We start from the raw sequence: 14454 nt of genomic DNA on the forward strand, positions 1-14454 counted from the left end.
AAAGGCCAGACCCCGGTATCGGAGGGGGAGGGAGGGGGGTCCGATACCGGGGTGGCGGGGGACAGAGTCCATAAGAGAACTCGTCGGTGCAGATATTAATCCCAATCCGAGCCAAGTCAATACTGATCGGTACACAAATTCGCCAGATCGACCCAGCTCATTGATTTGCCGACTAGAAACGCCGGTATTGCAAGGCCTCGGCGAGGTGGACGCGGGCCAGCGAGGCCGCCCCGCCATCGAGATCGGCGATGGTGCGCGCCACCCGCAGGGTGCGGTGATAGGCGCGGGCGGACAGGCCCAGGCGCTCCAGCGCGCCCTCGAACCAGGTCCGTTCGGCGGGGGCCAGGGCGCAGTCGCGTTCCAGTTCGCGCGCGTTGATCTCCGCATTGCTGCGCCCCGCGCGCTGCAGGGCCTGATGGCGTGCCTTCATCACGCGGGCGCGGACGGTGGCGGAATCCTCATCGTGTTCGCCGCGCGCGGCGCCCAGCTCGCTCAGCGGCTGGCGCGGCACGTCCACGCACAGGTCGATGCGGTCCAGCAGCGGGCCGGAGATCTTGCCGCGGTAGCGCTGGATCTGGTCCGGCGTGCAGCGGCAGCGTCCGCGCGGATCGCCGGCATAGCCGCAGGGACAGGGATTCATCGCGGCGACCAGCTGGAACTGCGCCGGAAAGGTGGATTGCCGCGCCGCGCGGGACACCACGATCGAGCCCGATTCCAGCGGCTCGCGCAGCACTTCCAACACGTGCCGGCTGAATTCCGGCAACTCGTCCAGGAACAGCACGCCATGGTGGGCCAGCGAAATCTCGCCCGGCCGCGGCTGCGAGCCGCCGCCGACCAGGGCCACGCCGGATGCCGTGTGGTGCGGCGACCGGAACGGCCGGCGGCGCCATTCGCCGACTTCGACCGCCCGCCCCGCCACCGACAGCACGGCGCAGGTTTCCAGCGCCTCGGTTTCGCTCAAGGGCGGCAGGATGCCGGGCAGGCGCTCGGCCAGCATGGTCTTGCCGGTGCCGGGCGGACCGACCAGCAACAGGTGATGTCCGCCAGCGGCGGCGATTTCCAGCGCGCGACGGGCATGGCGCTGGCCGCGGACGTCGCGCAGGTCCGGGCCGTCGCCGGCCACGTCGTCGTTGGCGGGCGCGGCGGCGGGCGCGGGCAGGTCCTGGGTACCGCATAGCCAGCCGCAGACCTCGGCCAGCGAATCGGCCACGCGCACGTCCGCATCGGAGATCAAGGCCGCTTCGGCCGCATTGGCACGCGGCACCACCACCCTGCGGCCGCGCGCACGGGCGCGCATCAGCGCCGGCAGCACGCCGGACACGCCGCGCAAGGCGCCGGACAGGGCCAGTTCGCCGAGGAATTCGCAGTTATCGAGCCGTTCGCGCGGCACCTGGTTGCCGGCGGCGAGGATGCCCAGCGCGATCGCCAGGTCGAAGCGGCCGCCGTCCTTGGGCAGCTCGGCCGGCGCCAGGTTCACGGTGACCCGGCGGTTGGGGTATTCGAAAGCGGTGTTCTGGATCGCCACGCGCACCCGGTCGCGCGCCTCGCGCACGGCGGCCTCGGGCAGGCCGACGATATTGGTGCCGGGGAGTCCGCCGGAAAGGTGCACCTCGACCATCACCTGCGGCGCGGCCACCCCCTCCTGGGCTCGACTGAGGGTGACTGCAAGACTCATGGCGACGGCGTTTCCGGAGCGGGCGAAAAGAAATGACCGCCCCCGGTCGTTCTCGGGGTGAGGGTGACGGACCGGGGACGGCTCCCGGGAGGGAGAAGGACTAGCCCCCGCGCGATGCGGCGAGCGCCTCCAGATCGGCCACTCGTCGCTCCAAGGCTTCCACTCTGGCTCGCGTACGGGCGAGCAAGAGGCTCTGGACGTCGAACTCCTCGCGGGTGACTAGGTCGAGGCGGCGCAATCCTTGCGCAAGGACATCGGAAAAGTTGGCGCGGAGGTCCTGATGCGCCTGTGCCAATCCTGGCGGAACCAACGAGGCAAGTCGTAAGGCAAGCTGATCGATATCCTGCTTATCCATCATGGATAGCACCTCGAACTCGTCGAAAAGAAGTCTATGTAAACGCTGGGTGGGTTCGCCATCGGCCTGCTCCGCTGCTTCATGTAGGGATTTTCCTACACACCGTCGTCACAGGCGACAAATCCGCCCTCGGCCGGGCAAAATGCCGCTCCCCGGGGCGCCTGCCGCCCGCTGCCTTAAGTGACGAGGTTTCCATGAAGCTGGTGGTGGCGATCATCAAACCCTTCAAGCTCGACGACGTGCGCGAGGCGCTGGCCGAAGTGGGTGTGCAGGGCATCACGGTGACCGAGGTGAAGGGCTTCGGCCGCCAGAAGGGCCATACCGAGCTCTACCGCGGCGCCGAGTACGTGGTCGACTTCCTGCCCAAGATCAAGCTGGAAGTGGCAGTGGCCGACGACCAGCTGGATCGCGTGGTCGAGGCCATTTCCCAGGCCGCCCGTACCGGCAAGATCGGCGACGGCAAGATCTTCGTCAGCACGCTGGAGCAGGTGATCCGCATCCGCACCGGCGAGCTGGACAACGACGCGCTCTGATCAGTCCGCCGTGGCCGCGAGGCCGCGCTCGCGCTGGAAGCGCCGGTGGTGCACCAGCAGGCCGGCGTAATACACCAGGTAATAGCCGACCATCAGCCCGAACACCGCCAGGGTCAGCGGGCTGTTGCCCATCGGCGGCGCATGGCCTGCCGCGGCGGCCATCGCCGGGTCTTGCATCTGCGGCATCACCACCAGGAAACGCCAGGCCAGGCGGCCGACCAGCAGCGCGGTGAGGCCGGCACCGATCCACGGATTGGGGACGTAGACATCCTCGCCGCGCCCGTTCTGCTCGAAACGGGTCAGGCGTAGCCCAATCGTTCCCAGCACCGCACCACCGGCAATGCCGCCGGCCAGGCCCACCAGCAGCATCGGGTTGTACAGGCCGGTCAGCGAGAGCGCCACGGTAAGCACGGCGAAGATGGCGATGCGCGCCATCATCCGCTTGCGCCGGATCGGCTGCTGCCCAAAGCTGCCGCGCACGCGCCGGTACACGCCAAAGGCCATCAACGGGACCAACAGCGCGGGAATCATGTTCGGAGCCATGGCCGGCACTCGTTCGTGGAAGATGGCGCAGCCTAACCCCGGGCCGGTTACACGGCGACTGACGCCGCGCAGCCATCGCGGGTGACGCGTGTCACCCGCTTCGGGCAGCCCTTACCTGGCCTTGCCCTGGTTGGCCACCGCGGCCATCTTCGCCGCGATCGCCTCGGCATCGCCCAGGTAGTAGTGGCGCAGCGGCTTGAGGTGCTGGTCGAACTCATACACCAGCGGCACGCCATTGGGGATGTTCAGCTCGACGATGTCGTCGTCGGAGATGCCGTCCAGGTACTTCACCAGCGCGCGCAGCGAATTGCCGTGCGCGGCCACCACCACGCGCTGGCCGGCGCGGATCGCCGGCGCCAGCACCTCGTGCCAGTACGGCAGCACGCGGGCCACGGTGTCCTTGAGGCATTCGGTGTCGGGAATCAGCGCCGGATCCAGCCCGGCATAGCGCGGGTCGTGCACCGCTTCGTTGTCCGCGCGCTCCAGCGCCGGCGGCGGGATGTCGTAGCTGCGGCGCCACACCTTGACCTGGTCCTCGCCGAACTTCGCCGCCGTCTCGGCCTTGTTGAGGCCGGTCAGCGCGCCGTAGTGGCGCTCGTTGAGGCGCCAGTCGGTGAGCACCGGAATCCACATCAGGCCCATCTCGTCCTGCACGCCCCACAGCGTGCGCACGGCGCGCTTGAGCACCGAGGTATGCGCCACGTCGAAGCTGTAGCCGGCTTCCTTGAGCAGGCGTCCCGCCTCCTTCGCCTCTTCCCGGCCCTGCGCGGTGAGGTCGACGTCGGCCCAGCCGCTGAAGCGGTTGTCGAGGTTCCACTGGGATTGGCCGTGGCGGATCAGTACGAGCTTGTGCATGGGGATGGTGGGCTGCGGAGTGAAGCGGGCATGGTGAAGCGCGCTCCCCTGCCCGTCAAATCGGTCCCGTGTCGAAGGTCATGCTAAACCCCGCGCCGCGCCGGAGCATCCTAGTCAGGTCCATCACTCAAGGAGTTTCGCCATGCGCCGTACCCTGCTCACTCTGGCCCTGGTTCTCGCGCTGCCGCTGGCCGCCCAGGCCCGGGACAACGATATCGAAAAGGTCAACGGCGCGGTCCGCGTCGAAGCGGGCCAGCAGGCCGGCGACGTCAGCTCGGTCAACGGTTCGGTGCACGTCGGCGAGCGCGCCGTGGTGCAGAAGGCCAGCACGGTGAACGGCTCGGTGGAACTGGGCGAGAGCGCGCAGGCCACCTCGGTCGAGACGGTCAACGGCTCCGCCACGCTGGGCGCCGGCGCCAAGATCAGCGGCGACGTCAGCACCACCAATGGCGCGATCCGCCTGGGCAAGGGCGCCGACGTGTCCGGCAAGGTCGGCAACGTCAACGGCCGCATCAATCTCGACGCCGCGCACATCGGCCGCGGCATCGAGACGACCAACGGCGGCATCTGGATCGGCGCCAATTCGCGCATCGAAGGCGGCATCGTGGTGAACAACGTGAACAAGCCCAGCGGCTGGTTCAGCGGCAACAACCGCCCGCCGCACGTGGTGATCGGCCCGCATGCCGTGGTGCAGGGCACGCTGGAATTCCGCCGCGAGGTGATCCTGCAGGTCAGCGACAGCGCGCAGATCGGCCCGGTCAAGGGTGCGACGGCGACCAAGTTCTCCGGCGACATGCCGTCCTCGGACGACTAAGCATGCTCGGGCGGGCTGCCAGCACCGGCAGCCCGCCTGGTTCAAAGCCAGTCGCGCGGCTTGAGGTAGTCCGCCAGCCGCGCTTCCGCCGAACCGGGCTGCGGCGTGTAGGCATATTCGAAGCGCACGCGCGGCGGCAGGCTCATCAGGATCGACTCGGTGCGCCCGCCCGATTGCAGGCCGAACAGCGTGCCGCGGTCGTAGACCAGGTTGAATTCCACGTAGCGCCCGCGCCGGTACAGCTGGAACTCGCGCTCGCGCTCGCCGTGCGGCGTGTCCTTGCGGCGTTCCGCGATCGGCAGGTAAGCGTCGAGGAAACCCTGCCCCACCGCCTTGGTGAAATCGAAGCAGCGCTCGAAGCCGCCTTCGTTCAAGTCGTCGTAGAACAGGCCGCCGACGCCGCGCGTCTCGGCGCGATGCTTGAGATAGAAATACTCGTCGCACCACTTCTTGTAGCGCGCATAGACCTCGGCGCCGAACGGCGCGCACAGGTCGCGCGCCACCGTGTGCCAATGCGCCACGTCCTCGTCGAACGGATAGAACGGGGTGAGATCGAAGCCGCCGCCGAACCACCACACCGGCTCCAGGCCGTCCTTGCTCGCTTCGAAATAGCGCACGTTGGCGTGCGTGGTCGGCAGGTAGGGATTGTGCGGATGGAGCACCAGCGACACGCCGGTGGCGACGAAGCCGCCGCCGGCCAGTTCCGGCCGGTGCGCGGTGGCGCTGGGCGGCAGCTGGCTGCCGTGCACCAGCGAGAAATTCACGCCGGCCTGCTCGAACACCGCGCCGTCGCGCAGCACGCGCGTGCTGCCACCACCGCCCGCGGGGCGCGTCCAGGCGTCCTCCACGAACCTCGCCTTGCCGTCCAGTTGTTCGACCGCGGTGCAGATGCGGTCCTGCAGCTCGCGCAGGAACTGTTCGACTCGGTCGGTTTGCTGGCTCATCACGACGTCCGGGTGGGGAGGGAACAGCGGGAGCTTAGCAAGCCCATCGCGTACCCGGCTGCGACCCCGCGCCGCGGACTACCGCACGCGCATCAAGAGCCGCGCGGCGCCGATGCGCCGTGCCCAGCGCAGGCCCAGGTCGATCCACATCACGTACGCCGCTTCCGCCAGCAGGCGCAGCACGATGCGCCGGTCCAGGCGCAGGCGTTCTTCCGCCGCCACCGGCACGCTCGCCTCGAAACCGAGCCAGTGCGCCAGCAGCAGGCAGCGCGGCAGGTGATAGCGGCTGGTCACCAGGGCTACCGGCGGCACGGCGGTGCCAGGGTTGTCGTCGCCGGCGTCGTGGCGCAGCAGGCTGCGGGCGTGGCGCAGGTTGTCCAGCGAATCGGTGGAGGCCTGTTCCAGCTTCGGCGCCAGGCCGAGAGGCAGGCCGTGCTCGCGCAGCCAGGCCAGGCCCGCTTCCGCCTCGCTCACGCGGCCGCCGCTGCAGCCGCCGAGCAGGAACAGCCGCGCCACCCGCTCTTCATGCACCAGCCCCAGCGCACGGGCCAGGCGTTGCTGGTAGTCGCGCTCCGGCCGGCCGCCGACCAGCTTGCGCCCGAACACCAGCACGTCGCGCCGGTCCGGCGGGGCCAGCGGACTGCGCGCCGCCACCCGCCACACGTAGACCAGATAGGCGAGCCAGACCAGGCCCAGGCTAAGCACCATCGCCGCGCCCACCACCACCGCCACGTGCAGCAGATCGCGCCGGCGCGCATGGCGCCAGGGACCGCGTTTGAGGGGGGCGAACAGGGAGGCCACGGTCGGGTCCGGCAAAAGGCCAGCAGTGTGGGCAAGGCTTATGAAAGCCGCAATGGAGAAGAATAGGCAGAAATATGAACGTAAGAACCGGCCGCACTGGGCGCACCCAGCGGCCGCCCGCTAGGCTCCCGCGATGCTCCAACCCATCACTCCACTTGCCGTCAGTGCGTACACCGTGACGTCTGCACTGGGCCACGGTCTTGCCGACCATCAGCGCGCGCTCGAAAGCGCGCACGGTGGCCTGCGCCCCAACGATTTCGGCGACGCGCCGCTGGCCTGCTGGATCGGCCGCGTCGACGGCGTCGAAGACGCGGCGCTGCCCGCCGCGCTGGCCATGTGGGAATGCCGCAACAACCGGCTGGCCTGGCTGGGCCTGCAGCAGGACGGTTTCCTGGCCAGGGCCGAAGCGGCGATCGCGCGCTACGGCGCGGCGCGCGTCGCGCTGGTGCTGGGCACCTCCACCGCCAGCATCGGCGCCACCGAAGAAGGCTACCGGCGCCTGGACGACGGCCGCATGCCGGCCGACCTGGAGCGCCCCGGCATCCACATGCCGCATTCGCTCACCGCCTTCGTCGCCGCGGCGCTCGGCCTGCAAGGGCCGGCGCTGACGGTGTCGACCGCGTGCTCGTCCAGCGCCAAGGTGTTCGCCAGCGCCGAGCGGCTGATCCGCCTGGGGCTCGTCGATGCCGCCCTGGTCGGCGGCGTGGACACGCTGTGCGGCAGCGTGCTGTTCGGCTTCAACTCGCTGGAGCTGGTCTCGCCGGAGCGCTGCCGTCCGTTCGATCGCGCGCGCCGCGGCCTGTCGCTCGGCGAGGCCGCCGGCTTCGCCCTGCTCGAGCGCGCCGAGGCCGCGCCCGCGGCGCCGCGCCTGCTCGGCTATGGCGAAGCCAGCGACGCGCACCACATGTCCACGCCGCATCCGGAAGGACTCGGCGCGGAACTCGCGCTGCGCGATGCGCTGGCGCGCGCCGGCATCGAGGCGGCGCAGGTCGACTACATCAACCTGCACGGCACGGCCAGCCTGAAGAACGACGAAGTCGAAGCCGCGCTGATCGGCCGGATCTTTCCCGCCGGCACGCGCGCCAGTTCGACCAAGGGCTATACCGGCCATACGCTGGGCGCGGCCGGCATCGTCGAGGCGGCGTTCGCGCTGCTCGCGCTCGAACAGGGTTTCGTGCCCGGCAACCTCGGCGGCGACGAGCCCGATCCGGCTTGCGGGCCACAGTTCGCGTGGACGCACGAACAGCGCGACGTACGCATCGCCTTGAGCAATTCCTTCGGCTTCGGCGGCAACAACGCCTGCCTCGCGTTCGGCAAGGCCGCTGCATGAGCCTGCGTATTCATGTGGAAGGCATTGGCGTGTGGTCGCCGCACGTCGCCGACTTCGCCGCGCTGCGCAGCCAGCTGCAAGGCGCGCCGTCGCCCGCGCCCGCCGGCAAGGCGCCGGCCGCGACGCTGCCGGCGAACGAGCGCCGCCGCGCGCCGGAAAGCGTGCTGGTGGCGATCGAAGTCGCCGGCCAGGCAGTGGCGATGAGCGGGCGCGACGCCGCCGAGCTGGCCTGCGTGTTCGGCTCCGCCTACGGCGATCTCAGCATCACCGACTACATGTGCGAGACGCTGGCGCGCGCGCCGACCGAGCTGTCGCCGACGCGCTTCCACAACTCGGTGCATAACGCCCCCGCCGGCTACTGGACCATCGCCACCGGTTGCCACGCGCCGTCCTCGGCGGTGTGCGCCTGGCACGACACCGTCGGCGCCGGCCTGCTGGAAGCTGCCGCGCTGGCGCTGGCGGACCAGCGCCCGGTGCTGTTCGTATGCAGCGACGTGGCGGCCGCGGGCGCCCTGCTGCACATCACCGGCAACAGCCAGGCCTTCGGCTGCGCCTTCGTGCTGGCGCCGGAAGCCTCGCCGCGCACGCTCGCCACGCTGTCGCTGCAGCTGCAGCTGCTGCCGGGCAGCGAAACGAAGACGGACGCCAGCGCACTGCCCGCCGCCTGGGGGGCGGCCCATGCCACGGCTGCCGCAGCGCTGCCGCTGCTTGTCGTTTTGGCGGGTCGAGATCGTCATTGTCAGTTGGCCGCAGCGGGAGGGCTCGGCCTGGAAATCCTCATGGAGAACGTCGCTTGAATGCCCGGGCCAACCAGTGGTGTGTACTTATTCCCTGCCTCAACGAAGAGGCGGCCATCGAGTCCGTGGTCGGCGCGGCCATCGCGCTGGGCGCACCGGTCATCGTGGTCGATGACGGCTCCGACGACCGCACGCCGGAGATCCTCGCCCGGCTGCCGGTGACGCTGTTGCGCCACGAGCAGCGCAGCGGCAAGGGCGAGGCGCTGCGCACCGGTTTCCGCGAAGCGCTGCGCCAGGGCTTCGATGCCGTGGTCACCATGGATGGCGACGGCCAGCACCTGGCCAGCGACGTGCCGCGCATCGTCGCGGCCGCGCAGCGTTATCCGCAGCACATCGTGATCGGCGCCCGCCTGCTCGACAAGGCGCAGCAGCCGAAGGCGCGCCGCGTGGCCAATGCGATCGCCGACTGGGGCATTTCCTGGGCCTGCGCGCAGCCGGTCGCCGATACGCAGAGCGGACAGCGCTGGTATCCGCGCGCGGCGCTGGACCTGGCGGAACTGCCGGCGGAGAACTTCGTGTTCGAAGCGGCCATCCTGATCGCCGCTTCGCGCGAGAAAGGCCTGGGGATGGCCTCGGTGCCGATCGCCTCGCGCTACCAGCGCGAGTTCCGCACCAGCCACTTCAATCCGGTGCGCGATGTGATGCGCATCACCAGCTATACCGTGGACCGCTTGCTGCACTACGGCGACATCTGGTCCAGCTACCGGCGTTCGCGCGCGAGCCGGCCGATCGTGTTCGATACGGCGGCGCCTGCGCGCTGATTCAATCGTGCTGACTCAAGCGTGTTGATTCAGGCGCGTTGATTCAAAGCGCCTTGATTCAAGCGACGTAGAGCACCGCCGCGCGTCCGCTGGCCAGGACGCGCCCGGCCTGCTCCACACGGAAACTGTATTGCGCGCCGGTTTCGTCGGCGAACAGCTGTTCCGCGTGGACGTCCAGCTCGCCGGCGGCCGGATCGACGTACGCCACCGCCAGCACCACCTCGCGCAAGCTGACCAGGCGCCCCTGGCGCACCGCGTTGTCGCCGCGCGCCCTCGCACTCAGCGCGCCATGCACCGCCATCGCCTGCGCGCCGTACTCGGACAGATGCACCGCATGCAGGCCGTGCGGGGAACGCAACGGATGCGCCGCCGCGGCATGGCGTGCGCACATGGCGTGGATGCTGGTGGCATCCCACGCCAGCACCGCATCGAGCAGGCACATCTCGCCCGCATGCGGAATCAGGTGGGCCCAGTCAGTCCGATCGAGCATGCGGCGCCATCAGGGTCGAAAGACAGAAATGGAAGGCCACGCCCAGGCTCACGGTAAGGCCGATGGCGCGCAGCACCGGGATGCTGCTCCAGGCAAACATGCCGAACACCAGCAGCGCGGAAGCCACGCATACCAGGGTCGCGTGCAAGGTGCGGCGCTGCTCGGCGACGTCGTCCGTATCGCGCTCGAAGAACAGCGCGTAATGCAGGCCCAGGCCCGCGGCCAGCGTCAACGCCACCAGGTGGAACAGCGAGATCTCCACCCCGGCGGCACGCTCCACCGCCAGCACCAGGAAGGTGGCCAGGGTCATCGGCGCCAGCACGCGCCAGGCACGGCGCCAGCCGCGCAGCGCGAAGGACACGGTCAGCACCAGCAGCACGGCGGCGATAGCCAGCGCATGCAGGATGCGCACGCGATAGTCGACCACCAGCGATTCCGCCGCCGTCTTCAGATCGAGCACGCGCACGGCGCCGCCGCTGTCCCTGGCCAGCGCTTCCAGCGCCGCCGCATCATGCACGCCGCTGAGCGTCCCCAGGCCCAGCCATTGACCGTCGCGCTGCACCAGCATGGCGGCGAGGCGCTGGCCGAGCGCGCTGCGCGCGAACGCGTCCGGCGTCAGCGGCGGCAAGGCCTTCGCCGTCGCCACGTCGGCGACGAAGGGTTCGAACAGATCCTTGCGGAACGGCATGCCTTGCGTGGCTTGGGCGAGCGCAGCGCGCAGGCTGGCGGAATCGGGCAAGCGGCCTTGCCGCGCCTGTTGCGTCGCGATGCTGGGTAGATAGCGCGACGGCAGTTCGATCGCATCGGCGGCGTGCCGCGCCACCAGCGCATCGACCTTCGGTTCCAGCTGCTCCGACAGGCGCAGCACGCCTTGTGCATCGGGTGCCTGCAGCAGCAGCAGATAGCGTACGTCCGGCGCGCCCAGCGCATCGCGCAGGCGCGCGTCGCGCTGCAGCAGGTCTTGCGGCAGCGGCGTCAGCGCGGCGAGGTTGTTCTGCCAGAACGGGCCCGGCGCGAGCGCCAGGGCGGCCACGATGGCGCCGGCCACCAGCGCCGGCAACCAGCGCGGGCGCGGCAGCCGGTCGAAGAAGCGGCGCGCGGCGGCGAGCCACGGCATCGCCGCCACGTCGCGCACGCGCGCCGGCAGCAGCCGCGGCAGCAGATAGCGCGTGCACAGGCCGGCGACCAGCAGGCCACTGATGGTGAACACGGCCAATTGCTGCAGGCCGTTCACGCCCGACGCATAGAACGCGAGATAGGCGATGCAGGCCGAGGCGATCGCGGTCAGCAGCAGCGGCCACAAGCCGCGCACGCTGGCCACGGCATCTTCGCCGGCACGGCGGTGGCTCAAGACGCGGATGGGATATTCCTGCGCCACGCCCAGCAAGGTGAAGCCGAACGCGAGGGTGATGCCGTGCACCTGCGGGAACACCAGCACCAGCGCGGCGATGCCACCCAGGGCGGCGCTGGCGATCGGCAACGCCGACAGCAGCAGCGTACCGATACTGCGATACGCCAGCAGCAGCAGCAGGATGAAACCCACGGTGGAAACATTGCCGATCCACTCGGCCTCATGCCGCGTGTGCTCGCCCACCACCACGCTGAAATAGCCGGGGCCACTGATGGTCAGACGCGCAGCGCCCGCACCCGGCAGGCGACGGAACGCCTGCTCGATACCGCCCACCGCAGCGCCCTGCGCCGCCGGGTCGAAACCCGCGGCACGCGTCTGCACCACCAGCAGCGCCTCGCCCTGCGGCGAGAACCACACGCCCTCGCGCAGCTGCGGCGTGCGCGCGGGCGTCCAGCGCTCGGCCAGCTTCAGCACTTCCAGGGTGGGATCGCGCGGCAGCAGGCCTTTCAGCAGCGTCGCAGCGGGCGAGGACAGATCGTCCAGCCGCTGGTCGAGCTGGTCGGCAAGGAAGGCTTCGTCGTAGCGCTCCTTATCCAGCGTCGGCGAAAGCAGATAGCGATACGGCAGCAGGTGTTCGTCCAGCGCTGTCAGGTCGAAGCTGCCGTTGAGTACCTGGGTGTAGTGCGCGTCGCCGCGCAAGGCGCCGGCGAGGCCCTGGCTCAATCCGGCCAGCGCGGCATCGTTGCCGCCGTCGATCGCCAGCAGCAGCAGGCGCGAACCGGGACCATCGCCGACCTGCTCCATCAGCAGGCGCTGGTCGGCGTTGGTCGGCGCGGGCATGAAGTCGCGCAGGTCGCCGCTCACCTTCAGCCGCTGCGATACCAGCAGGCCGAGTCCGGCCAGCGCCAGCAACCACCCCGCGAGCAGCAGCCCACGCTTCATGCTCAGCCGCCTTTGCACAGCGCCGACAAGGCGTCGCGCGTCGGCGCCGCCGGCATATGCGCGGCGAGTTCGCCGAGCAGGTCCACCGCCAGGTCGCCGTCGGCTTCCTGCATGCGCATGCAGCGCGGCTCGCCGCCGCGGCCGTCGATCTCGATGCTGGCGATGGCCTTGGCCAGGCGCGCGTCGCGCGGGGTCAGGGTGAGCGTCCAGCCGCCCGCGCGCGTTGCATGGCGCACGTCGAAGCCCTGGTTGAGGCGTCCGGCATCGCCACCGAGCAGGGCGACGAAACTGTCCAGCAGCACCTGCAGCTGCGGCGCGCGCTTGAGCGAGAAGCTGCGCGGCTTGCGGCCTTCGCGCTGCTGCGTGACTTCGCCGTCGGCAATGGTGGAGGTCTCCCTGGCGGGCTTGTCCACGCGGCGCTCCAGCCGGTCGCCGCCGAGCCAGCCCAGTTCGCCGGAGACCAGCAGCGGCTGCTCCAGCACCTTCATGAAGCGCGCTTCGGCAAACGGCGTGCGCGACGGCGCGGGACGCGCCAGCGAAGCGATCAGCGCCTGCGCCTCGGCCGAGCTGGACCCGGCCGCGCGCGCCTCAGGCTCCTGGGCGTTCGCCGACCACGCCAGGCTGAGGCCGAGCAGGAGCGCTACTGTCTTGCTGCCAGAAATCATAGAAGTTGAACCAGTTGTAGGGGGCTGCGTGGATGTAATGCTCGACGCGCCGTGCGTAACGCGCGATGACCGCGTCCAGCGCCTGCGTGCGGTCCTGGCGCGGGATCTCCACGCGCTCGGCGAAGGTTTCGAAGACCAGGCGATAGCGGTTGCCGCCCAGGTACAGGCCAAAGCACAGCACCACCGGCACCTGCAGCGCATGCGCCAGCAGCCAGGGGCTGACCGGAAACGGCGCGGGGCTGCCCAGCAGTTCGGCGCGGCGCAGCACTTCGTGCTCGCGGCCGCGGTCGGCCAGCATCGCCACCAGCGCGCCCTGGCCGCAGGCCTCGGCCATCTGCAGCGCGACCGAGGCGCCGTCCTGCGAGGCGTCGATGACCTTGTCGCCGATCTCCGGCGCCAGCGCTTCCAGCAGCTCGGTCAGCGCGGGTGTCTTCTGCTTGTCCAGCAGCACGCGCAGGTTGAGGTCCGGGCGGCGCGTGCTGATCGCGCGCAACGCCTCGAAGCTGCCCTGGTGCGAGCCGAACAGCAGCACACCCTGCCCCCGGTCGATGTATCCGGTCAGCGCTTCCAGGCCTTCGACTTCGATGGCGAAGCCGCGCTCGCCGCGCGCCAGCAGGAACACCCGGTCCAGCATGGTCGAGGCGAAGCAGTGAATGTGCTTGAGCACATGCCAGGCGCTGACGCGATGCGGCAGCACGCGTGCCAGGAATGCGCGCGAAGCCTCGCGTTCCAGCTTGCGGCGCCAGTAGAAATACAGCGTGATCGGATACAGGAACAGCCGCGCGAAACCGCGTCCGCCATGCAGCGCGATGCTGCGGATCAGCCACAGCGCGAAACGGCCGCCGCCTTCGGGCCGGCTTTGCCAGTGCTCGGTCATGCCGCGGCGCCTTCGATGGCGCCGCGCGCCAGCAGCAGCTCGCCGCGGCGCAGCTCGAAGCGCACGCGTGCACCGCTTTCGCTCAGCACCAGTTCCGCCGTTTCGCCAGGCAACAACGGCGCGACGAACTTCGCTTCGGCGATGCGCGCCAGGCGTTGCCCGCGCCAGTCGCGCAGCGCGTTCGCCACCGCTTCCAGCAGCACCACGCCAGGCACCAGCGGCTGGCCGGGAAAATGTCCCGGCAGCGACGGATGCGAAGGATCGATGCGCACGGACGTGCGATAGGTCGGACTCATGCGGTCACCGGCATGGGCGTGCAACAGAAGATGGCGGATGCGATGCCTGGCATGCGGGCATCGCCGATGCGGCTCAGGCGGCCGCGCGGTGCTTTTCGATGTGCTCGGCGAGCGAGCGCAGGCTGGCGAAGATGGCGCGGTTGTCCGGATTGTCCGAGCGCAGCTGGAAACCGTACTGCTTCGACACCGCCAGCGCGACTTCCAGCGCATCGATGGAATCCAGGCCCAGTTCGCCGCCGAACAACGCTGCGTCGGGGTCGATCTGCCCGGGCTGGAGGTCTTCGAGGTTGAGGCTCTGGACGATCAGGATCGCCAGTTCACTTTGCGCCGCGGTCTGCTCTGCCATGCTCGTTCCGTACTGCTCTGGACATGCCCTCCCCCCCGGCTGGCATGGACCGGCAGTGTAACATGGCGGCCTTGTCGTC

17 protein-coding genes are annotated in these 14454 nt (G+C 69.8%); 5 read left to right on the forward strand and 12 right to left on the reverse strand.

The genetic code is table 11. The features are described 5' to 3' along the window. Positions 1-172: 172 nt before the first annotated feature. Positions 173-1675: a YifB family Mg chelatase-like AAA ATPase gene (locus AB4083_RS16475; RefSeq protein ID WP_441609167.1), complete on the reverse strand. Its 1503-nt coding sequence runs from the start codon at positions 1673-1675 to the stop codon at positions 173-175. Between the two features lie 100 nt (positions 1676-1775). Further along, positions 1776-2033, reverse strand: coding sequence for an accessory factor UbiK family protein (locus AB4083_RS16480; protein ID WP_441609168.1), 258 nt, complete (start codon positions 2031-2033; stop codon positions 1776-1778). 191 nt (positions 2034-2224) lie between these two features. On the opposite strand from AB4083_RS16480, the gene glnK reads away from it, so the two are divergent. After that, positions 2225-2563, forward strand: a complete 339-nt coding sequence (gene glnK / locus AB4083_RS16485) for a P-II family nitrogen regulator (RefSeq protein ID WP_441609169.1) — start codon at positions 2225-2227, stop codon at positions 2561-2563. Here glnK and AB4083_RS16490 read toward each other — a convergent pair whose 3' ends face one another. Together AB4083_RS16490 and gpmA are read right to left on the reverse strand one after the other, a co-directional pair. Further along, complete coding sequence (locus tag AB4083_RS16490) at positions 2564-3106, reverse strand: DUF1453 domain-containing protein (RefSeq protein WP_441609170.1); 543 nt, start codon at positions 3104-3106, stop codon at positions 2564-2566. It lies immediately after the preceding gene. Between the two features lie 111 nt (positions 3107-3217). After that, a complete protein-coding gene (gpmA, locus tag AB4083_RS16495; RefSeq protein ID WP_441609171.1) occupies positions 3218-3961 on the reverse strand; it encodes a 2,3-diphosphoglycerate-dependent phosphoglycerate mutase in 744 nt (247 codons plus the stop codon). A 142-nt stretch (positions 3962-4103) separates the two neighbouring features. On the opposite strand from gpmA, the gene AB4083_RS16500 reads away from it, so the two are divergent. After that, entirely contained in the window at positions 4104-4775 is a 672-nt protein-coding gene (locus AB4083_RS16500) for a hypothetical protein (RefSeq protein ID WP_441609172.1), read from the forward strand. A gap of 41 nt (positions 4776-4816) precedes the next feature. Here the strand turns inward: AB4083_RS16500 and hemF are convergent, their stop codons facing one another. Next, positions 4817-5719 (reverse strand): oxygen-dependent coproporphyrinogen oxidase, encoded by a 903-nt coding sequence (gene hemF, locus AB4083_RS16505; protein ID WP_441609173.1) that lies wholly within the window; start codon positions 5717-5719, stop codon positions 4817-4819. Between the two features lie 78 nt (positions 5720-5797). Next, positions 5798-6520, reverse strand: a complete 723-nt coding sequence (locus AB4083_RS16510) for an ElyC/SanA/YdcF family protein (protein ID WP_441609174.1) — start codon at positions 6518-6520, stop codon at positions 5798-5800. A gap of 133 nt (positions 6521-6653) precedes the next feature. Here AB4083_RS16510 and AB4083_RS16515 point away from each other — a divergent pair, with 133 nt between their 5' ends. The 3 genes from AB4083_RS16515 to AB4083_RS16525 are packed head-to-tail and all read left to right on the forward strand — an operon-like array spanning position 6654 to position 9408. After that, positions 6654-7850 (forward strand): beta-ketoacyl-[acyl-carrier-protein] synthase family protein, encoded by a 1197-nt coding sequence (locus AB4083_RS16515; protein ID WP_441609175.1) that lies wholly within the window; start codon positions 6654-6656, stop codon positions 7848-7850. Further along, positions 7847-8647, forward strand: a complete 801-nt coding sequence (locus AB4083_RS16520) for a beta-ketoacyl synthase chain length factor (RefSeq protein ID WP_441609176.1) — start codon at positions 7847-7849, stop codon at positions 8645-8647. The genes AB4083_RS16515 and AB4083_RS16520 overlap by 4 nt, the downstream gene beginning before the upstream one ends. Beyond that, positions 8644-9408, forward strand: coding sequence for a glycosyltransferase family 2 protein (locus AB4083_RS16525; RefSeq protein ID WP_441609177.1), 765 nt, complete (start codon positions 8644-8646; stop codon positions 9406-9408). The genes AB4083_RS16520 and AB4083_RS16525 overlap by 4 nt, the downstream gene beginning before the upstream one ends. 58 nt (positions 9409-9466) lie before the next feature. Here the strand turns inward: AB4083_RS16525 and AB4083_RS16530 are convergent, their stop codons facing one another. The 6 genes from AB4083_RS16530 to AB4083_RS16555 form a co-directional block, all read right to left on the reverse strand. Then, positions 9467-9898: a phosphotransferase gene (locus AB4083_RS16530; RefSeq protein WP_441609178.1), complete on the reverse strand. Its 432-nt coding sequence runs from the start codon at positions 9896-9898 to the stop codon at positions 9467-9469. Then, the gene (locus AB4083_RS16535; RefSeq protein ID WP_441609179.1) at positions 9882-12191 is read right to left on the reverse strand and encodes an MMPL family transporter; all 2310 of its coding nucleotides are present in this window, start codon (positions 12189-12191) and stop codon (positions 9882-9884) included. Before AB4083_RS16535 ends, AB4083_RS16530 begins: the two co-directional genes overlap by 17 nt. Positions 12192-12193: 2 nt before the next feature. Continuing rightward, entirely contained in the window at positions 12194-12856 is a 663-nt protein-coding gene (locus tag AB4083_RS16540; protein ID WP_441609180.1) for a LolA-related protein, read from the reverse strand. After that, positions 12780-13733, reverse strand: a complete 954-nt coding sequence (locus AB4083_RS16545; protein WP_441609181.1) for an LpxL/LpxP family acyltransferase — start codon at positions 13731-13733, stop codon at positions 12780-12782. Before AB4083_RS16545 ends, AB4083_RS16540 begins: the two co-directional genes overlap by 77 nt. Further along, positions 13730-14029, reverse strand: a complete 300-nt coding sequence (locus tag AB4083_RS16550; RefSeq protein ID WP_441609182.1) for a hydroxymyristoyl-ACP dehydratase — start codon at positions 14027-14029, stop codon at positions 13730-13732. Before AB4083_RS16550 ends, AB4083_RS16545 begins: the two co-directional genes overlap by 4 nt. A 73-nt stretch (positions 14030-14102) precedes the next feature. After that, on the reverse strand, positions 14103-14375 hold the full coding sequence (locus AB4083_RS16555) for a phosphopantetheine-binding protein (RefSeq protein ID WP_441609183.1): 273 nt from the start codon (positions 14373-14375) through the stop codon (positions 14103-14105). Positions 14376-14454: the final 79 nt, after the last annotated feature.

This window comes from Dyella sp. 2RAB6 (genome assembly GCF_052115385.1).
In the GTDB taxonomy this organism is placed as follows: Bacteria; Pseudomonadota; Gammaproteobacteria; order Xanthomonadales; family Rhodanobacteraceae; genus Dyella_D.